Raw genomic sequence first — 17,669 nt, 5'->3', positions numbered from 1 at the left:
GAAACGTCGCGACGACGGCGCGGGCAGTCGCTGCCCGCGCCGGATCGCTCAATATTCAATCGACGACAGATCGACATTGAGGCCCAAGGATCGCATTTCCTTGACCAGAACGTTGAAGCTCTCGGGAATACCTGCCTCGAATGTATCGTCCCCGCGGACGATCGATTCGTAGACCTTGGTACGGCCGGCGACGTCGTCCGACTTGACGGTGAGCATTTCCTGCAAGGTATAGGCGGCACCATAGGCCTGCAAGGCCCAGACCTCCATCTCGCCGAAGCGCTGTCCGCCGAACTGCGCCTTGCCACCCAGCGGCTGCTGCGTGACCAGGCTGTACGGGCCGATCGAACGGGCATGGATCTTGTCGTCGACAAGATGGTGCAGCTTCAGCATGTAGATGTAGCCGACGGTGACCGGGCGGGCGAAGGTCTCGCCCGTGCGGCCGTCGGTCAGCGTCACCTGCCCCGAAGTATGCAGCCCCGCGCGCTCCAGCATGGCGTTGATGTCGGCCTCGCTCGCCCCGTCGAAGACCGGGGTCGCGAAGGGAATGCCGGGCCGCAGGTTCTCGCCCAGCTCGACGATCTCGCGATCGTCCAGATCGGCGATCTTGCCGTCGTATTCCTCGTCCCCGTAGACATCGCGAAGCTTGCCGCGAAGATCCGAGAGCGTCGCGTTGCCGTAGCGCATGGCGTCGAGCGCCTGGCCGATCTGCAGGCCGAGACCGTGACTGGCCCAGCCCAGGTGGGTTTCCAGGATCTGCCCGACATTCATGCGCGAGGGCACGCCGAGCGGGTTCAGCACGATGTCGACCTGGGTGCCGTCGTCGAGATACGGCATGTCCTCGATCTTCACGATCTTGGAGATGACGCCCTTGTTGCCGTGCCGGCCGGCCATCTTGTCGCCCGGCTGCAGCTTGCGCTTCACCGCGACGAAGACCTTGACCATCTTCATCACGCCCGGCGGCAGCTCGTCACCGCGCTGCAGCTTCTCGACCTTGTTCTCGAAGCGGGCATTGAGCGCGCCGATGGCCTCGTCATACTGCTTCTTAAGCGCCTCGATGTCGGCCATCTTGGCCTCGTCCGCGATCGCCACCTGCCACCACTGGCCGCGGCTCAGCGCGTCGAGCGCCTCGGCCTCGATCTTGACCTTGGTCTTGAAGCCCTTCGGACCGGAAACCGCGTCGGAGCCGATCAGCAGGTCGCGAAGCCGGCTGTAGATGTTGCGCTCGAGGATGATCTGCTCGTCCTGGCGGTCCTTGCCGAGACGATGGATCTCGTCGCGCTCGATGGCGAGCGCGCGCTCGTCCTTCTCGACGCCATGGCGGTTGAAGACCTTGACCTCGACGACCGTGCCGGTGACGCCCGGCGGCAGCCGCAGCGAGGTATCGCGGACGTCGGACGCCTTCTCGCCGAAGATCGCGCGGAGCAGCTTCTCCTCCGGCGTCATCGGGCTTTCGCCCTTCGGCGTGATCTTGCCGACCAGGATGTCGCTCGGACGGACCTCGGCCCCGATATAGACGATGCCGGCCTCGTCGAGATTCTTGAGACCTTCCTCGCCGACATTGGGGATGTCGCGGGTGATTTCCTCCGGCCCGAGCTTGGTGTCGCGGGCCATGACCTCGAATTCCTCGATATGGATCGAGGTGAAGACGTCATCGCGCACGATGCGCTCGGAGATCAGGATCGAATCCTCGAAGTTGTACCCGTTCCACGGCATGAACGCGACCAGCACGTTGCGGCCGAGGGCGAGTTCGCCGAGTTCCGTCGACGGGCCGTCGGCGACGATGTCGCCGGCCTGCACGATGTCGCCCACCTTCACCAGCGGGCGCTGGTTGATGCAGGTGTTCTGGTTCGAGCGCTGGAACTTGAGGAGGTTGTAGATGTCGACGCCGGAGCGCGACAGGTCCTTCTCCTCGGTCGCCCGGATGACGATGCGGGTCGCGTCGACCTGGTCGACGATGCCGCCCCGCCGGGCCACCGTAGTGACGCCGGAATCGCGGGCCACCACCGATTCCATGCCGGTGCCGACGAACGGCGCCTCGGCCTTGATCAGCGGCACCGCCTGGCGCTGCATGTTCGAGCCCATCAGCGCGCGGTTGGCGTCATCGTTCTCGAGGAACGGGATCAGCGCCGCGCCGACCGAAACGAGCTGCTTCGGCGAGACGTCGATGAAGTTGATCGTCTCCTTCTGCGCCATCACGAACTCGCCGCCGCGACGGCAGCTGACCAGATCGTTGACGAAGCGTCCGTCCTCGTCGAGATCGGCATTGGCCTGGGCGATCGTGTAGCGCCCCTCCTCCATCGCCGACAGATAGACGATGTCGCCGGACACCTGGCCGTCCTTGATGCGCCGGTACGGGCTCTCGATGAAGCCGTACTTGTTGACCCGGGCATAGGTCGCCAGCGAGTTGATCAGGCCGATGTTCGGGCCTTCCGGGGTCTCGATCGGGCAGATCCGGCCGTAATGGGTCGGATGCACGTCGCGAACCTCGAACCCGGCCCGTTCCCGCGTCAGGCCGCCCGGGCCAAGCGCCGAAAGGCGGCGCTTGTGGGTGATCTCGGACAGCGGGTTGGTCTGGTCCATGAACTGGCTGAGCTGCGAGGACCCGAAGAATTCGCGTACCGCCGCCGCCGCCGGCTTGGCGTTGATCAGGTCGTGCGGCATCACGGTATCGATCTCGACCGAGCTCATGCGCTCGCGGATCGCCCGCTCCATGCGCAGCAGCCCGACGCGATACTGGTTCTCCATCAGCTCGCCGACCGAACGTACCCGGCGGTTGCCGAGATGGTCGATGTCGTCGATCTCGCCCTTGCCGTCCTTGAGCTGCACGAGGGTCCGGATGACCTCGAGGATGTCCTCCTTGCGCAGCGTGCGTACGGTGTCCTCGACCTCCAGTTCCAGCCGCATGTTGAGCTTGACCCGGCCGACCGCGGACAGGTCGTAGCGCTCGGAATCGAAGAACAGGCCCCGGAACAGCGCCTCCGCCGTCTCCTCGGTCGGCGGCTCGCCCGGACGCATCACGCGGTAGATGTCGACCAGCGCCATGTCACGGTTCTGCGCCTTGTCGACCGCCATCGTGTTGCGGATATACGGGCCGATGTTGATGTGGTCGATATCGAGCGTCGCCAGTTCGGTGACGCCGAGCTTCTCCAGCCGCTCGATCGATTCGAGCGTCAGTTCCTCGCCGGCCTCGATATGCACCTCGCCGGTGCTCTCGTCGATGAGATCCTCGGCGGAATAGCGACCGACCAGATCCTCCGGCGTGACCAGCAGTTCCTTGAGCCCGTCCTCGACCATCTTCTTGGCCTTGCGCGGGCTCAGCTTGGTGCCGGCCTCGGCGACGACGGTCATCGCGTCGGCGTCGACCAGGTCGCGGGCGACCCGGACGCCGCGCATCCGCTCGGCGTTGAACTCGGTCCGCCAGCCGCGCTTGTCGCGGCGATAGAGCACCCGGTTGTAGAAGTAGGAAAGAATCTCTTCCTGGGTCATGCCGAGCGCGTAGAGCAGCGCCGTCACCGGCAACTTGCGGCGCCGGTCGATGCGGACATGCACGATGTCCTTGGCGTCGAACTCGAAATCGAGCCAGGAGCCGCGATAGGGAATGATCCGCGCGGCATAGAGAAGCTTGCCGCTCGAATGGGTCTTGCCCTTGTCGTGGTCGAAGAAGACGCCCGGGCTGCGATGCATCTGCGAGACGATGACGCGCTCGGTGCCGTTGACGATGAACGTGCCCTTGTCCGTCATGAGCGGCATGTCGCCCATGTAGACGCTCTGTTCCTTGATATCGAGAACGGACTTCGCCTGGGTGTCGGGGTCGACCTCGAAGACGATCAGACGCAGCGTGACCTTCAGCGCGGCGGCGAAGGTCATGCCGCGCTGCTGGCATTCCTCGACGTCGTATTTCGGCGGGTCGAAATCGTACTTCACATACTCGAGACTCGCCGTGCCGGCAAAGTCGCCGATCGGGAAGACCGACTTGAACACGCCCTGCAGGCCGTCGTCGGAACGCTGTTCCGGCGGTATGTCCATTTCCAGGAAGGCGTCGTAAGAATTCTTCTGCACCTCGATGAGATTGGGCATCGAGGCCACTTCCGGAATGCGACCAAAGTCCCTGCGAACGCGCTTACGTCCCGTAAAGGAAAGCGGCATCTTGATCATCCCCGTCCTACAGTCGGTACGGCGTGGTCCCGCGCGCCGATGCGCAGCGGAACCCCCGACAAGTTAACGCCGTCGCGAGCGCCCGGGAACAAGCCCCGGCGCCCGAAAATCTCTTGCCCGCGCTTAAGGTCGTGGCGCGACCCCGGATTGCGTCCCGGCGAACGTCGCGATGGAGCCCCATCGCAAGGCAGCATCGGGGAAAGCGGCCGAAACCGCTCTCCCCGGATACCATTCGAGACTGGATTGAAGTCCCGCACAGGCCGTCACTACTTCACTTCGACGGTCGCGCCAGCTTCTTCCAGTTGCGCCTTGATCTTGGCGGCCTCGTCCTTGCTCACGCCTTCCTTGACTTCCTTCGGCGCGGCCTCGACGAGATCCTTGGCCTCCTTGAGGCCAAGCCCGGTGATCGCCCGGACTTCCTTGATCACGTTGATCTTCTTGTCACCAACGGAGGCGAGGATGACGTTGAATTCCGTCTGCTCCTCGGCAGCCGCGGCTTCGCCACCGGCGGCCGCGCCCGGCGCCGCCGCCACGGCGACCGGCGCCGCTGCGGAAACGCCCCACTTCTCCTCGAGGATCTTGGCCAGCTCGGCCGCCTCGAGAACCGTCAGAGAGGAAAGATCCTCTGCAATTTTTTCCAGATCCGCCATTTTTCAGGTCTCCTAAATCGGTAGGTCGTTGACGAGGACGGCTTCAGGCCGCCTCGCTCTGTTTGGCACGCGCGTCGATAACCCGGGCAAGCTGGCTGGCCGGCGCCTGGATGACACCGGCGAGCTTGGTCGCCGGCGCCTGCAGGAGGCCGACAATCTTGCCGCGGAGCTCGTCCAGCGAGGGCATGGTGGCAAGCTGCTTGACGCCTTCGGCGTCGAGCTTCGTTGCCCCCATGGCACCGCCGAGAATGACGAGCCTTTCGTTCTTCTTGGCATAGGCGACCGCCACCTTGGAGGCCGACACGGGATCGTCCGAATAGGCGATCGCGGTCGGACCCTTGAAGAGATCTTCCATGCCTTGATAGGGCGTGCCGTCGAGAGCGAGCCGGGTGAGCCGATTCTTGGTAACTTTGAACTGGGCGCCGGCCTTCCGCATTTCGCGCCGGAGGTCATTGACCTCCGCCACGGTCATGCCGCTGTAGTGGGTAACCACGACGGCGGCAGTCTGCTCGAAGACCGCGTTCAGCGAACGGACCCAATCCGCTTTCTGATCTCGGTTCACTGCTCGTCTCCACACTTGGTCCGCTCGGGGCGGGAAGCCCCTTGCAGCCCGTTGACAATGGCCCGGACGAATCCGGACCGGCGAAACCTGTCCACGGGCCCAATGCGGAACCCTGTCGGCGGACCCGACAGAATATCCTTGTGACCCCGTCTATCCAGGCAGCGGCCGAAGCCCCCATTAAGCCACCGGCCTGCACCGGCGGCACCTGCAGTCTCGGACAGGACGGACGACCGGCCGAAACCGGTCCTCCAACCGGCGCCGCGAACGGCACCGGCAACTCTTGACGATCAGCCGGCCGAAAGGCTGGCGACCGCGATCCTGATTCCCGGTCCCATCGTCGAGGAGATGGCGACCTTGTTCAGATAGGTACCCTTGGCGCCGCTCGGGCGGGCCCGGACGACCGCGTCCACGAAGGCGCGGACGTTCTCCGTCAGGTCGGCCTCGCTGAAGCTGACCTTGCCGACGCCGGCATGGATGATGCCGGCCTTCTCGACGCGGAACTCGATCTGGCCGCCCTTGGCATCCTCGATCGCCTGCTTGACGTTCGGGGTCACCGTGCCGAGCTTCGGGTTCGGCATCAGGCCGCGCGGGCCGAGCACCTTGCCGAGCCGGCCGACGACGGCCATCATGTCCGGGGTCGCGATGCAGCGGTCGAAATCGATCTCGCCGTTCTGCACCTTCTCCGCCAGATCCTCGGCGCCGACCAGGTCGGCACCGGCCGCCTCGGCCTCGGCCGCCTTGTCGCCACGGGCAAACACGGCGACGCGAACCGACTTGCCCGTGCCCTTCGGCAGGCGGATCACACCGCGCACCATCTGGTCGGCGTGGCGCGGATCGACACCGAGATTCAGCGCCAGCTCGACGGTCTCGTCGAACCGGGCGGGGGCTGCCTGCTTGACCAGCTTGATCGCCTCGTCGAGCCCGTAATGCTTGTCGGGGTCGACCAGGTCGCGGTTGGCCTTAATGCGCTTCGCTAGCTTTGCCATGATCTTAACCCACCACCTTCAGGCCCATGGAACGGGCCGAGCCCTTGATGATCTCGATCGCCGCGTCGATGTCGAACGCGTTCAGATCGGCCATCTTCGCCTCGGCGATCTCGCGCACCTGGTCGATCGTGACCGAACCGGCTTCCGCGCGACCCGGCGTCGCCCCGCCCTTGGGCAGGTTCGCCGCCTTCTTCAGGAAGTAGGTCGCCGGCGGGGTCTTGGTGACGAACGAGAACGAGCGGTCGCCGTAGACGGTGATCACCGTCGGCAGCGGGATGCCGGGCTCCATGTTCTGCGTCTGGGCGTTGAACGCCTTGCAGAACTCCATGATGTTGACGCCGTTCTGGCCGAGCGCCGGGCCGATCGGCGGCGACGGGTTCGCCTTGCCTGCCGGCACTTGCAGCTTGATATAGCCGGAAATCTTCTTTGCCATTCCTGCTTCCTCTTGCCCGCCGGATCATCCGGCCCTGTCGAAGAATGCGTGGTGCGGCCATGGCGAGCCTCCCACGCGCGACACCGCCACCGGCGGCGTATTCAGTCTCTCAGGTCTTCTCGACCTGCGAATATTCCAGTTCGACCGGGGTCGCCCGGCCGAAGATCGACACCGAGACCTTGAGCCGCGCCCGTTCCTCGTCGACCTCCTCGACGTAACCGTTGAAGGAGGTGAAGGGACCGTCGCTGACCCGGACCTGCTCGCCGACCTCGAAGGTGACGGACGGCTTCGGGCGCTCGATGCCCTCCTGCACCTGGCGCACGACCTGGGCGGCTTCCTTCTCGGAAATCGCCATCGGCTTGTTGCCGGTTCCAAGGAAGCCGGTCACCTTCGCCGTGTTCTTGACCAGGTGATAGCTCTCGTCGGTCAGGTCCATCTTGACCATCACGTAGCCCGGGAAGAACTTGCGCTCGGCATTGACCTTCTGGCCGCGGCGCATCTCGACGACTTCCTCGACCGGGACCAGGACCTCCTCGAACAGCGACGCCATGCCCTTCGACACCGACTGTTCGCGGATCGACTGCGCCACCTTCTTCTCGAAGCCGGAGTAGACGTGAACGATATACCAGCGTGCGGCCATCGTCTCAGCCCCCGACCTGAAGAATAAGCTTGATTGCCTCGCTGAGAACCAGGTCAACCAGGAAGAAGAAGATCGCCGATGCGAAAACCATCGCGAACACCATCCCGGTGGTCACGAGCGTCTCCTTGCGGGTCGGCCATGTCACCTTGGAGGTTTCCTGACGGACCTGCCTGATGAACTCGCCTGGGGAAACCTTAGCCATCGCTGTCAATCTGTCCTTAGTCCGAAACGGCCATCACGCCAGTCCGCGTCGTCCGGTTCGCACCAAACGTTCGGCCCTGGCGTCCTGTCACCACGTTCTCTTGTCGGCCCCGCCGCCCTGGCAGGAGTGGAGGGGCTCGAACCCCCAACCCCCGGTTTTGGAGACCGGTGCTCTACCAGTTGAGCTACACTCCTAGGGGCACCGAACGGTCCCGGAATGCCCGGTTCCCGCTTCTGGCCTTTGCCGCTTCCGGCCAACCGGCCGACGCGACCGTATTCGCCTTGTCCTTCCTCGTCGCGAGGGGCCGACGGCAAGCCGCCGGCCCGCCCCGCAAACCGTTTACTCGATGATCTTGGCGACGACGCCGGCGCCGACGGTGCGGCCGCCTTCGCGGATCGCGAAGCGCAGGCCCTCGTCCATGGCGATCGGCGCGATCAGCTCGACATCCATCGACACGTTGTCACCCGGCATCACCATCTCGATCCCCTCCGGCAGCGACACCACGCCCGTCACGTCGGTCGTGCGGAAGTAGAACTGCGGACGGTAGTTGGTGAAGAACGGCGTGTGACGGCCACCCTCGTCCTTGTTCAGGATGTAGGCCTCGGCCTTGAACTTCGTGTGCGGCGTGATCGAACCCGGCTTGGCCAGGACCTGGCCGCGCTCCACGTCGTCGCGCTTCGTGCCGCGCAGAAGGACGCCCACGTTGTCGCCCGCCTCGCCCTGGTCGAGCAGCTTGCGGAACATCTCCACGCCGGTGCAGATCGTCTTCGTCGTCGGACGGATGCCGATGATCTCGACCTCGTCGCCGACCTTCACGATGCCGCGCTCGACACGACCGGTCACCACCGTGCCGCGACCCGAGATCGAGAACACGTCCTCGATCGGCATCAGGAACGGCTGGTCCTTCGGACGCTCCGGCTGCGGGATGAACTCGTCGACCGCCTTCATCAGCTCGATGACCGACTGCGCGCCCATCTTCGGGTCGCCGTCCTCCAGCGCCACCAGCGCCGAACCCTTGATCACCGGGATGTCGTCGCCCGGGAAGTCATAGGACGACAGAAGCTCGCGAACCTCGAGCTCGACCAGTTCCAGCAGCTCCTCGTCATCGACCTGGTCGACCTTGTTCAGGTACACCACGATCGCCGGAACGCCGACCTGGCGGGCCAGGAGGATATGCTCGCGGGTCTGCGGCATCGGGCCGTCCGCCGCCGACACCACAAGGATCGCGCCGTCCATCTGCGCCGCGCCGGTGATCATGTTCTTCACATAGTCGGCGTGGCCCGGGCAATCGACATGGGCGTAATGACGATTCGCCGTCTCATACTCAACGTGAGAGGTCGAGATCGTGATCCCGCGCGCCTTCTCTTCCGGCGCCTTGTCGATCTGATCATAGGCCGTGAACGTCGCGCCGCCGGTCTCCGCCATCACCTTCGTGATCGCGGCCGTCAGCGACGTCTTGCCATGGTCAACGTGACCGATCGTCCCGATGTTGCAGTGCGGCTTCGTGCGCGCAAACTTCGCTTTTGCCATGTTATCAGCGTTCCTGAACCGTCCGAACCAACTTCCAATCCAACCGAATGACGACCGTAACGATCGGCCGTCGGCGAATAGTCCAAATCCTGCGGAATTAGGGCTCCGAAGGAAACTCCCCGACCGCCCCGTCCGCGCGGGGATCGTGGAGCGGGCGAGGGGAATCGAACCCCCGTCATCAGCTTGGAAGGCTGTTGCTCTACCATTGAGCTACGCCCGCCCTGTATCAGGCTTCACTGTCGCCGATGCGAACCGCCCCCCGGCATTCCGGACCCTGGCGATCCGGCCAGTCACCGCCGACCCGAAACCGGTGGCGATGGTGGAGGGGGTTGGATTCGAACCAACGTAGGCTAAGCCAACGGGTTTACAGCCCGTCCCATTTAACCGCTCTGGCACCCCTCCTGACGGTTTTCGCCACGGCCCGAAGGTGTGCGGCAATATCGACGTTTAACGTCGATTGTCAACCGCAAAAAGGGCGAACGAGGCCGCCCGTTCGGCCCTTTCGAAAGGGCCGCCCGAACAAGCTTGTTCTCCTTGAACCATATCAATATAAGCCGCGGCATGACATCACGCAACAGGCAGGCCGGCTCCGGTCGCGGCGCCACCACCGGTGGCAACAGGTCGGGCGGCAGCGCCGGCGACAGGTCCGGCGCCCCGCGCCCGTCGCCCCGCCCCGGCGGCCACGGCGATTCCCGGCGCGGCAAGGCCGGCGAAGGTCGCGTCGACGACGGTAATCCGGGCAGCGAAGGGGGCCGCAAGGCGAAACCGGACGAGCGCCGCGGAAAACACAGGAAGTTCGCCGATCGTCCCTGGCTCTACGGGCCGCACGCGGTCGCCGCGGCGCTCGCGAACCCGGCCCGGCGCTGCCGGCGCCTGCTGGTCACGCGCGAGGCCTGGCGGCGGCTCGAGGCCGACGGCGCGGCGCTCCCCGCCGGGCTCGAGGCACCGACGATCGTCGAACGCGAACGGCTCGACCGCGAACTCGGCCCCGGCGCCGTGCACCAGGGCATCGCGCTCGATGCCGAGCCGCTCGACTGGCCATCGCTGGAACAGGTCTGCGCCCGCCGCGACGGCGCCGTCGCGCTCGTCCTCGACCAGGTGCTCGACCCGCAGAATGTCGGCGCGATCCTGCGCTCCGCCGCCGCCTTCGGCGCGCTCGCCGTGATCATGACCGACCGCAACGCGCCTCCGCCGCTCGGCAGCCTCGCCAAGGCCGCCTCCGGCGCGCTCGAGATCGTGCCACTGCTGCGCGAGGTCAACCTCGCGCGCGCGCTCGACAAGCTGGCCGACTGCGGATACTGGCGGATCGGCCTGGACGGCGAGGCCAGCCACGATCTTTCGGCGGCCCGGCCGCGCGACCGCCAGCCGGTGGCGCTGGTGCTCGGCGCCGAGGAAAAGGGCCTGCGCCGGCTGACCCGGGAGAATTGCGACATCCTCGCCCGCCTGCCGATCGAGGCGGGCATGGAAAGCCTGAACGTTTCCAACGCCGCCGCGGTCGCGCTCTACGAGCTGACCCGGGTCCGGCGGGACTGAACGACGCGACGCTTGAGACTTGTCCGCGGCGGCCGGCGCGACTAGTTTGGCGGCGCGTCGCCCGCGGCGCCCGGTGCCGGCATAGCTCAACTGGTAGAGCAACCGCCTTGTAAGCGGTAGGTTGCGGGTTCAAGTCCTGCTGCCGGCACCATCATCCCCCACCCCACTCTGCGATGACGCAAAAAGAAAAGGCGGCCCCGGCGGGCCGCCTTATCCTCATTGTTCCGTCGATCGTCGGGTTGGAGCGCCGGGTTCCGGCGCTCCTCGCCGCATCAGGCCTTGCGACGCGCCAGGCCGAGACCGGCCAGCGCCGCGCCGAAGATCAGCAGGGCCGCGGGCTCCGGGATCTGCGTATCGCCGCCGCTGGCAAGCCAGAAGCTGATATGCGAGACCGACGGCTGCTGGCCGCCGTTGTTCAGGATGCCGGCGGTCGTGTAGGAGCCGGTCGCGGACATCGGGTCGATCTCGTACAGCGCGAAGGAATTCGCCGCCTTGATCGTGATGTAGGCGATCAGCGTCCCGTCGAGCACCGACCAGCCGCCCGACTGTGACCCGGTCAGCAAACCGCCGCCAAGCGGCGTGAACGAGAACAGGGCCGCATTCGAGTCGCTCTTGCCATAGAGGCTGAGATCGACCGCGCTGCCGGTCGCCGCGAGGATCGCCGCCTCGACCGCAGCCTCGTCATCGCCGCCGCCGGCATTGCTGTAGATGCCGTCGCCGCCGTTCGGGTAATGCCGGGAGGTGCCGGAAATGCACCCGGTCGCCGCCAGATCGATGCCCGGGCCGTCCTTGCAGAACAGCACCGGCGATGCCTCGGCAGCGCTGAATCCCGCGGCCGAGGCAACCATCACGACGGCGGCGGAAAGCGAAAGGAACGAGAGACGAAACATTATTTATTCTCCTGTCACTCACTGGGTTCCGGCACGTTCATTCGGCCGGTTTACACCAATAAAGCTAATTTCGGTAGTCACACACGCAAACCGCGTGCCATTTTTCATTTTCTGAATAATTTCAATCGCTTACAGAATTCCCGATAGATCAGACGCCGGAGTGTTGTCAGAATTTCCGGTAATCATCCGGCCGGAATGCCTCCGCGAATCCCACCAATCTCTTGATTCAACGAGGAAATTCCCGAAAATGCGCGATTTGTCAAGTATCCTGACACTCTTGCGCAGCACGGCGTGCGGTCAAGCTTCGCCGTTCGACGGCGGCAGGACCATCAGCGGCTCACCGAAATCCTCGGCATAGACCATGTGGCTGACGACGCCGATTTCCGGCCGCCAAAGATGAAGCTGGATCGCCGCCGGCTCGAAGGTCAGGCGCACGCCGCTGTCGGGAACCAGGTTGAATTCGATCGGCGGCGCGACGCTCGGGCAGACCGAGGCCAGGGTTCCCGCCCAGCGGGTCTGGATCGGACGGTGGCAATGGCCGCAGAGCACGCGCTCGACCTGCGGGTTGCGGGCGACGATGGCCGCCATCGCATCGCCGTCGGCGCAGTTGTAGCGGTCCATGCCAGCGATGCCGGTCAGGAAGGGCGGGTGATGCATGAAGACGACGGTCGGCCGGTCGGGCGCGGCGGCCAGCGTCCCGTCGAGAAAGGCGAGCCCCTCCTCGCCCAGGCTGCCGCCGATCTCGCCCGGCACCGCGGTGTCGAGGCCGACCAGCCGGACCGGGTGGTCGTCGATCACGTAATTCAGTCGCCCCCGGTCGGGCAGATAGTCATGGTCGGGGAAGGCCGACTTGATGAACGGCGCCAGGTCGTGATTGCCCGGCAGCAGATAGAACGGCATCGTCAGCGGCGTCAGGATCTCGGCCAGCATCTCGTATTCGGAAATCGTCCCGTGGTCGGTCAGGTCGCCGGTCGCCAGCACGATGTCCGGGCGCGGGTTAAGGGCGCGGATCGTGTCGACCGCGCGGCCCAGGGCCGCGTTCGTATCGAACTGGCCGAACTGCAGTTCGCCGGGCTCGAGGACATGCAGGTCGGAAATCTGGGCGATGAGCATATGGCGATCCATTCTTGCGTCGGACGTCAAGATTGAGCGCGCGCACTATAGACGGGCCGCCCGACGAATAGCCAGAGTGCCTCCCGGGACATGTGCCGCGCCACCTGACGTAGCGGAACCGAGGCTTCCCGGCACAGAGACGCCGCGCGGCCTATTCCGAAAGGTGAAAGTCGTCATTCACCGGTTCGTGAACAGACCGAGGCAAAATGACGCAGTGTCCCGAACGATTATTTCAATAACTCAGAGACGACGAGGCATGATCTTTCGTGTTTTTCATCACTCCCTGTCAGGGCTTTGATCTCTAACCCTGTTTCTTTCCGCCGGTTACACTTTGTTGCAATAATATCGAGGATTTTCGCTTGCATGTTGTTCACGAAAGGCTATATCAGCTTATCAAAATGCGTCGTTATCAGTCGTAGATTTCTCGTATGAGGCGCCAATGTCCATTCAATCGTTGCAAGACAAGGCTCAGGACGCGAGCCGCTTCCTCAAGGCAATGAGCAACAAGCACCGGCTCATGGTGCTCTGCAATCTCGTCGATTGCGAGCGCTCCGTCGGGGAGCTGGAACGCATTGTCGGGCTCAGCCAGTCGGCCCTGTCCCAGCATCTCGCCCGGCTTCGCCGCGAGGACCTGGTGAAGACCCGGCGCGAAGCCCAGACGATCTATTATTCGCTGAACAGCGAGTCGGTCGTCGAGGTTCTCGAACTGCTTTCCGACATCTACCTCGGAAAGGAAGAGAAGGACGGACTGGCCCAGGTCGCCTGACCGAACTGGCCACCGCCGAACGGAAGAAGCGCCGCGGTTCGCCCCCGGCGCTTTTTCTATGCCCAGGCTGCCCGTCAACGCACGCGGCGGCCGGCAATGTCGAGCGATCCGCTCAAGCGGTCCGGAGCACGATCTTGCCGATCGCCCGGCGTCCGTCGAGCCGTTCCAGCGCCATCGCAGCGTCGTCGAGCGGCAGGCTTTCCCGGACGATCGGGGCAAACTCCGGCGCGACCAGCAGTTCGCGCATCGCCGCCCGGCTCGCGGCACCGACCGCCGGGTCGCGGCGGCCGATCTCGCCGGCCCTCACACCGATCAATTGCCCCTCCCCGCGTTGCAGCCTCTGCAGGTCCGGCACGCCGAAGGTGCCGCCCGCGAAACCGACGATCAGCAGCCGGCCGCGCTGCGCCAGGCACTGCACGCTTTCCTCGAACACCGCGCCGCCGACCGGGTCGAACACCACGTCCGCACCCTGCCCGTCGGTAATTTCGTTGACCCGGGCGGCGAAGCCGGGCTCGGCATCGATCACCCGGTCGGCGCCGAGTTCGCGCAGGAAGTCGCGTTTCGCGGCGGTCGAGCCGGCGGCGATGACCCGGGCCCCCAGGCGCTTGCCGAGAACCACGGTCGCGGCGCCGACCCCGCCCGCCGCGCCGTGTACCAGCAGCCATTCGCCCGCGCGCAGCCGCGCGCGCCGGACGAGCGAGACATGCGCCGTCTTGATCGCCACCGGCAGCGCCGCGGCGACAGCCGGGTCGGTCCCGGGCGCGAGTGCCAGCAATGCGTCGGCCGGCACGGTGATGGTATCGGCAAAGGTGCCGCTGCGCGCCGTCACCGCGACCGGCTGGCCGACCGCGAAACCCTCGACGCCGGGACCGATCTCGGCCACGACGCCCGCCCCTTCCATGCCCGGCGCGAAGGGCAGGGCCGGCTTGTGCTGGTAGCCGCCACGGGTCATCAGGAGGTCCGGATAATTGACGCCGGCGGCCTGCAGTGCGACCCGGACCTCGCCCGGCCCGGGCGGCACCGCCGGCCAGTCCGCGAGGCGAAGCGCCCGGGGCCCGTCCAGGCGTTCGCAGATCATCCCCTTCATGTCGCTGCCGCATCCCCGTACTGTCCGAACACACTATATTGATGACGGGTATAGCGCGGAATTGACGCAGTTGTTACTGGTCGCCGGTTGTGTCAGGGGATAGGTCATCAGGCGACAGTTTCCGCCAAGCACGGGTTCAGGGTTCCATGGCCGTCGAAATTACCTACACCGTCGCCGCCGTTGGCGGGCTGGTCAGTTTTCTCAGCCCCTGCGTTCTGCCGCTGGTGCCGGCCTATCTCTGCTTCGTCGCCGGGACCTCGCTGGAGGAAATGGTCGGCGAGAGAGAGGACCGGCCGCGGATCGACTGGCGGGTGGTGGCGATGTCGCTGGTCTTCGTGATCGGCTTCTCGACCGTGTTCGTCCTGCTCGGCGCCTCCGCCTCGGCGGTCAGCCGGCTGCTCTACCAGCATCTCGACGTGATCTCGAAGATCGCCGGTGCGCTGATCGTGATCTTCGGCCTGCATTTCATGGGCCTCTTCCGGATCCCGCTGCTCAACAGGGAAGCGCGCTTCCAGGGCGGCAAGCGGCCGGCCGGCCCGGTCGGCGCCTATGTCGCCGGGCTCGCCTTCGGCTTCGGCTGGACGCCCTGCATCGGCCCGATCCTGGCGACCATCCTGACGATCGCCGCGTCAAGCGACCGGCTCGGCTACGGGGTCTCGCTGCTGACCGTCTACTCGCTCGGCCTCGGCATCCCGTTCCTGCTCGCCGCGCTGGCGATCAACCCCTTCATGCGTTTCGCGGCCCGCTTCCGCCGCCACATGCACAAGGTCGAACTGGCGGCCGGCGGCATGCTCGTCGCCACCGGCCTCCTGATCTTCTTCAACCAGTTCCAGGTGCTCGCCTACTGGATGATCGAGCTTTTCCCCGGGCTCGCCGAGATCGGCTGACCGCGCCATTCGCTGCCGGACGGGACGACCAGCGACGGCACCACGGGATCGATCTGCATCACGACCCGGCCGTCGTCGCGGGCAGGGTCCTGCATCGTCAGGCGGCTCTTGTTCTCTTCCGTCAGCACGCCGAGCGAACTGATTCCAAGAATGGCGACAAAGAACAGCGCCAGAAGCCAGGCCGAAGCCACTTCGCGAAACATCGTTCACATTCCTTATCTTGCGAGGGCCGCTTCGGCCCACGGGAGCGTTCGCTTCGACGCGACAAATCGAACGACGGACGGTTCAAAGTGGAAGCGCTAACGCTCGTTAATCCTGATGTCCTGGAGATAACCAGCTTGGCGACCAAAACAATATATATCGTTCCGATACATGTGAACGCGTTCACCGTCGCGGCAGTCCGCCGCTGACGCGAACGGCGCCCGGACAGCGCCCGGCGCCGGCCGGGCCGGGCTGCGGGACGCCACGCGGCGCCGTCGTCAGCGGCCACGCATCCGTGCTATCGTCCGACCATGTGCGGACGCTACAGCCTGACCAGCCCGACCGAGGCCATGCGCCAGCTCTTCGGCTTTTCCGGAATGCCGAATGTCGGCCCGCGCTACAACATCGCGCCGACCCAGACCGCACCGGTCATCCGGAGCGGCGAGAACGGCACGCCGGAACTGGTCACCATGCGCTGGGGACTGATCCCGTCCTGGGCGCGGGACGATGGGATCGCGGCCCATACCATCAACGCCCGGGCCGAGACGGTCGCCGAGAAGCCGTCCTTCCGCAGCGCCTACCGCCAGCGGCGATGCCTGGTGCCGGCCGACGCCTTCTACGAATGGGAAAAGACCCCTGACGGCAAGCAGCCGTGGCGGATCGGGATTCGCGATTTCAAGCTGTTCGCCTTCGCCGGGCTCTGGGAGAGCTGGCGCGCGCCGGACGGCGAAACGATCCTGACCTACACGATCATCACCACCACGGCGAACGAGCGGATCCGGGACATCCATCCGCGCATGCCGGTGATCCTCGCCCCGGGGCTTTACAGGACCTGGCTGCGCGGGATCGCCGATGCGGAAGCCCTGCAGCCCTGGCCGGCAACGGAGACCGAGTGCCACCGGATCGACCGGGCAATCGGCAACGTGCGGAACGACCATCCCGGCCTGATCGAGCCGATCAAGCCTGCCGGGACGCTGTTCTGAGGCAGCGGCCGGACGGCGCCGGGAGGTCCCGGGAAGCCGTTCCGGCCGCGCCGGTCCGGGTTCAGTTCACGTAGGCCATCGGCCCGCCGTCGACCGCCTGGCGGGAGATCCGCAGCACCGAGCTGCGAAGCTTCTCGAACGCCTTGTGCTCGATCTGGCGGACCCGCTCCTTGGTGATGCCGAGCTGGCCGCCGAGCTCCTCGAGCGTCGAGCGGTCCTCCTGCAGACGCCGGCGATTGATGATCAGCTGCTCGCGGTCGCTGAGTTCGGCCAGCGCCGCCTTCAGCCAGCGCGACTGGATCTCGTTGTCGCGGTTGCGGATCGCCTGCGTTTCCGGCCCGTCGGCGTCGTCGGCGATGAAGGAACCCCATTCCTCGCCGCCCGATTCACCGACCGGCTGGTTGAGCGACTGGTCGCGGCGCGAGAGCCGTTCGTCCATCGCCGAGACCTGGTCGACATTGACGTTGAGTTGGCGCGCCAGTTCCGCCTTCGCCTCCTCGACGCTGAGTTCGCCGGGGCGGCCCTCGATCTTGGCCCGCAGCCAGCGCAGATTGAAGAACAGCGACTTCTGCGCCGCGCTCGTGCCGGTGCGGACGATCGACCAGTTGCGCAGGACGAACTCCTGCATCGCCGAGCGGATCCACCAGCTCGCATAGGTCGAGAAACGGACCTCGCGGGTCGGATCGAAGCGGGCGGCGGCGAGCATCAGGCCGACATTGCCTTCCTGCACCAGGTCGCCGAGCGGCAAGCCGTAATTGCGGAATTTGGAAGCGGTCGAGATCACCAGGCGCATATAGGCGGAAACCATGCGATGCAGCGCCTTCTCGTCATGCTGATCGCGCCAGCGCACCGCGAGGTCGATTTCCTCTTCCTCGCTGAGCAGCGGGATTCCCATCGCCTTGGCGACGAATTCCCGGTCGTGGTTGCGCTCTGTCCTGAAATCCTGCGTGGCCATCTTGCAAGCTCCTGAACCTGTCGGGCCGCGTCGGGCGACCCGTTGGTATTGGGTCGATACTATATGGGAGCGGATGGACGTTGCAACAGTATTATC

At 65.5% G+C, this 17,669-nt stretch carries 17 protein-coding genes and 4 tRNA genes; 5 read left to right on the top strand and 16 right to left on the bottom strand.

What is annotated here, in order from left to right; translation table 11 throughout:
- Positions 1–48: 48 nt before the first annotated feature.
- The 11 genes from rpoB to OCH7691_RS08275 form a co-directional block, all read right to left on the bottom strand.
- The gene (gene rpoB, locus OCH7691_RS08325; protein WP_085883568.1) at positions 49–4,146 is read right to left on the bottom strand and encodes a DNA-directed RNA polymerase subunit beta; all 4,098 of its coding nucleotides are present in this window, start codon (positions 4,144–4,146) and stop codon (positions 49–51) included.
- Between the two features lie 275 nt (positions 4,147–4,421).
- Positions 4,422–4,805 (bottom strand): 50S ribosomal protein L7/L12, encoded by a 384-nt coding sequence (rplL, locus tag OCH7691_RS08320; RefSeq protein WP_085882877.1) that lies wholly within the window; start codon positions 4,803–4,805, stop codon positions 4,422–4,424.
- A 43-nt stretch (positions 4,806–4,848) separates the two neighbouring features.
- Entirely contained in the window at positions 4,849–5,367 is a 519-nt protein-coding gene (gene rplJ, locus OCH7691_RS08315) for a 50S ribosomal protein L10 (protein WP_085882875.1), read from the bottom strand.
- Positions 5,368–5,654: 287 nt separating this feature from the next.
- Positions 5,655–6,353: a 50S ribosomal protein L1 gene (gene rplA, locus OCH7691_RS08310; RefSeq protein ID WP_085882874.1), complete on the bottom strand. Its 699-nt coding sequence runs from the start codon at positions 6,351–6,353 to the stop codon at positions 5,655–5,657.
- Between the two features lie 4 nt (positions 6,354–6,357).
- Positions 6,358–6,786 carry a 50S ribosomal protein L11 gene (gene rplK, locus OCH7691_RS08305; protein WP_085882873.1) on the bottom strand — a complete coding sequence of 143 codons (429 nt, stop codon included), beginning with the start codon at positions 6,784–6,786 and terminating at the stop codon, positions 6,358–6,360.
- 109 nt (positions 6,787–6,895) lie between these two features.
- Positions 6,896–7,426: a transcription termination/antitermination protein NusG gene (gene nusG, locus OCH7691_RS08300; protein ID WP_085882872.1), complete on the bottom strand. Its 531-nt coding sequence runs from the start codon at positions 7,424–7,426 to the stop codon at positions 6,896–6,898.
- 4 nt (positions 7,427–7,430) lie between these two features.
- Positions 7,431–7,628, bottom strand: a complete 198-nt coding sequence (secE, locus tag OCH7691_RS08295; RefSeq protein ID WP_085882871.1) for a preprotein translocase subunit SecE — start codon at positions 7,626–7,628, stop codon at positions 7,431–7,433.
- 118 nt (positions 7,629–7,746) lie between these two features.
- Positions 7,747–7,822, bottom strand: a tRNA-Trp gene (locus tag OCH7691_RS08290).
- Between the two features lie 145 nt (positions 7,823–7,967).
- Entirely contained in the window at positions 7,968–9,158 is a 1,191-nt protein-coding gene (gene tuf / locus OCH7691_RS08285; RefSeq protein WP_085882870.1) for an elongation factor Tu, read from the bottom strand.
- 146 nt (positions 9,159–9,304) lie between these two features.
- Positions 9,305–9,378 (bottom strand) — tRNA-Gly (locus tag OCH7691_RS08280).
- 97 nt (positions 9,379–9,475) lie between these two features.
- Positions 9,476–9,560 (bottom strand) — tRNA-Tyr (locus OCH7691_RS08275).
- Positions 9,561–9,719: 159 nt separating this feature from the next.
- On the opposite strand from OCH7691_RS08275, the gene OCH7691_RS08270 reads away from it, so the two are divergent.
- Positions 9,720–10,691: a TrmH family RNA methyltransferase gene (locus tag OCH7691_RS08270; protein ID WP_085883567.1), complete on the top strand. Its 972-nt coding sequence runs from the start codon at positions 9,720–9,722 to the stop codon at positions 10,689–10,691.
- Between the two features lie 75 nt (positions 10,692–10,766).
- Positions 10,767–10,842: transfer RNA gene (locus tag OCH7691_RS08265), tRNA-Thr, on the top strand.
- Between the two features lie 121 nt (positions 10,843–10,963).
- Here the strand turns inward: OCH7691_RS08265 and OCH7691_RS08260 are convergent.
- Both OCH7691_RS08260 and OCH7691_RS08255 read right to left on the bottom strand, forming a co-directional pair.
- Positions 10,964–11,581 (bottom strand): PEP-CTERM sorting domain-containing protein, encoded by a 618-nt coding sequence (locus tag OCH7691_RS08260; RefSeq protein ID WP_085882869.1) that lies wholly within the window; start codon positions 11,579–11,581, stop codon positions 10,964–10,966.
- Between the two features lie 297 nt (positions 11,582–11,878).
- Positions 11,879–12,706 carry a phosphodiesterase gene (locus tag OCH7691_RS08255; RefSeq protein ID WP_217807863.1) on the bottom strand — a complete coding sequence of 276 codons (828 nt, stop codon included), beginning with the start codon at positions 12,704–12,706 and terminating at the stop codon, positions 11,879–11,881.
- 427 nt (positions 12,707–13,133) lie between these two features.
- Between OCH7691_RS08255 and OCH7691_RS08250 the strand changes: the two genes are divergently transcribed.
- Entirely contained in the window at positions 13,134–13,460 is a 327-nt protein-coding gene (locus tag OCH7691_RS08250) for an ArsR/SmtB family transcription factor (protein ID WP_085882868.1), read from the top strand.
- A 112-nt stretch (positions 13,461–13,572) separates the two neighbouring features.
- On the opposite strand, the gene OCH7691_RS08245 is transcribed toward OCH7691_RS08250, so the two are convergent.
- Positions 13,573–14,547 carry an NADPH:quinone oxidoreductase family protein gene (locus OCH7691_RS08245; protein WP_085882867.1) on the bottom strand — a complete coding sequence of 325 codons (975 nt, stop codon included), beginning with the start codon at positions 14,545–14,547 and terminating at the stop codon, positions 13,573–13,575.
- Positions 14,548–14,693: 146 nt separating this feature from the next.
- Between OCH7691_RS08245 and OCH7691_RS08240 the strand changes: the two genes are divergently transcribed.
- Positions 14,694–15,434 (top strand): cytochrome c biogenesis CcdA family protein, encoded by a 741-nt coding sequence (locus OCH7691_RS08240; protein ID WP_085882865.1) that lies wholly within the window; start codon positions 14,694–14,696, stop codon positions 15,432–15,434.
- Here the strand turns inward: OCH7691_RS08240 and OCH7691_RS08235 are convergent.
- Entirely contained in the window at positions 15,389–15,637 is a 249-nt protein-coding gene (locus OCH7691_RS08235; RefSeq protein WP_085882864.1) for a hypothetical protein, read from the bottom strand. The two genes, OCH7691_RS08240 and OCH7691_RS08235, sit on opposite strands and share 46 nt — an antisense overlap.
- Positions 15,638–15,946: 309 nt before the next feature.
- Between OCH7691_RS08235 and OCH7691_RS08230 the strand changes: the two genes are divergently transcribed.
- Positions 15,947–16,618, top strand: a complete 672-nt coding sequence (locus tag OCH7691_RS08230) for an SOS response-associated peptidase (RefSeq protein ID WP_085882862.1) — start codon at positions 15,947–15,949, stop codon at positions 16,616–16,618.
- 61 nt (positions 16,619–16,679) lie between these two features.
- Here OCH7691_RS08230 and OCH7691_RS08225 read toward each other — a convergent pair whose 3' ends face one another.
- Positions 16,680–17,573, bottom strand: coding sequence for an RNA polymerase factor sigma-32 (locus tag OCH7691_RS08225; protein WP_085882861.1), 894 nt, complete (start codon positions 17,571–17,573; stop codon positions 16,680–16,682).
- Positions 17,574–17,669: the final 96 nt, after the last annotated feature.

Source organism: Oceanibacterium hippocampi (genome assembly GCF_900172325.1).
GTDB classification, from domain to species: domain Bacteria; phylum Pseudomonadota; class Alphaproteobacteria; order Sneathiellales; family Sneathiellaceae; genus Oceanibacterium; species Oceanibacterium hippocampi.
The sequence above is the reverse complement of the archived record's forward strand: the minus strand, read 5'-3'. Positions and strand labels throughout refer to the sequence as shown.

What these genes read in the sequence shown, in the direction of transcription:
- OCH7691_RS08250 (WP_085882868.1), top strand. Translation starts at nt 13,134, where the DNA reads ATGTCCATTCAATCGTTGCAAGACAAGGCTCAGGACGCGAGCCGCTTC.
- rplA (WP_085882874.1), bottom strand. Translation starts at nt 6,353, where the DNA reads ATGGCAAAGCTAGCGAAGCGCATTAAGGCCAACCGCGACCTGGTCGAC.
- OCH7691_RS08270 (WP_085883567.1), top strand. Translation starts at nt 9,720, where the DNA reads ATGACATCACGCAACAGGCAGGCCGGCTCCGGTCGCGGCGCCACCACC.
- tuf (WP_085882870.1), bottom strand. Translation starts at nt 9,158, where the DNA reads ATGGCAAAAGCGAAGTTTGCGCGCACGAAGCCGCACTGCAACATCGGG.
- OCH7691_RS08255 (WP_217807863.1), bottom strand. Translation starts at nt 12,706, where the DNA reads ATGGATCGCCATATGCTCATCGCCCAGATTTCCGACCTGCATGTCCTC.
- nusG (WP_085882872.1), bottom strand. Translation starts at nt 7,426, where the DNA reads ATGGCCGCACGCTGGTATATCGTTCACGTCTACTCCGGCTTCGAGAAG.
- rplL (WP_085882877.1), bottom strand. Translation starts at nt 4,805, where the DNA reads ATGGCGGATCTGGAAAAAATTGCAGAGGATCTTTCCTCTCTGACGGTT.
- OCH7691_RS08225 (WP_085882861.1), bottom strand. Translation starts at nt 17,573, where the DNA reads ATGGCCACGCAGGATTTCAGGACAGAGCGCAACCACGACCGGGAATTC.
- rplK (WP_085882873.1), bottom strand. Translation starts at nt 6,786, where the DNA reads ATGGCAAAGAAGATTTCCGGCTATATCAAGCTGCAAGTGCCGGCAGGC.
- secE (WP_085882871.1), bottom strand. Translation starts at nt 7,628, where the DNA reads ATGGCTAAGGTTTCCCCAGGCGAGTTCATCAGGCAGGTCCGTCAGGAA.
- OCH7691_RS08245 (WP_085882867.1), bottom strand. Translation starts at nt 14,547, where the DNA reads ATGAAGGGGATGATCTGCGAACGCCTGGACGGGCCCCGGGCGCTTCGC.
- OCH7691_RS08235 (WP_085882864.1), bottom strand. Translation starts at nt 15,637, where the DNA reads ATGTTTCGCGAAGTGGCTTCGGCCTGGCTTCTGGCGCTGTTCTTTGTC.
- OCH7691_RS08240 (WP_085882865.1), top strand. Translation starts at nt 14,694, where the DNA reads ATGGCCGTCGAAATTACCTACACCGTCGCCGCCGTTGGCGGGCTGGTC.
- rpoB (WP_085883568.1), bottom strand. Translation starts at nt 4,146, where the DNA reads ATGCCGCTTTCCTTTACGGGACGTAAGCGCGTTCGCAGGGACTTTGGT.
- OCH7691_RS08230 (WP_085882862.1), top strand. Translation starts at nt 15,947, where the DNA reads ATGTGCGGACGCTACAGCCTGACCAGCCCGACCGAGGCCATGCGCCAG.
- OCH7691_RS08260 (WP_085882869.1), bottom strand. Translation starts at nt 11,581, where the DNA reads ATGTTTCGTCTCTCGTTCCTTTCGCTTTCCGCCGCCGTCGTGATGGTT.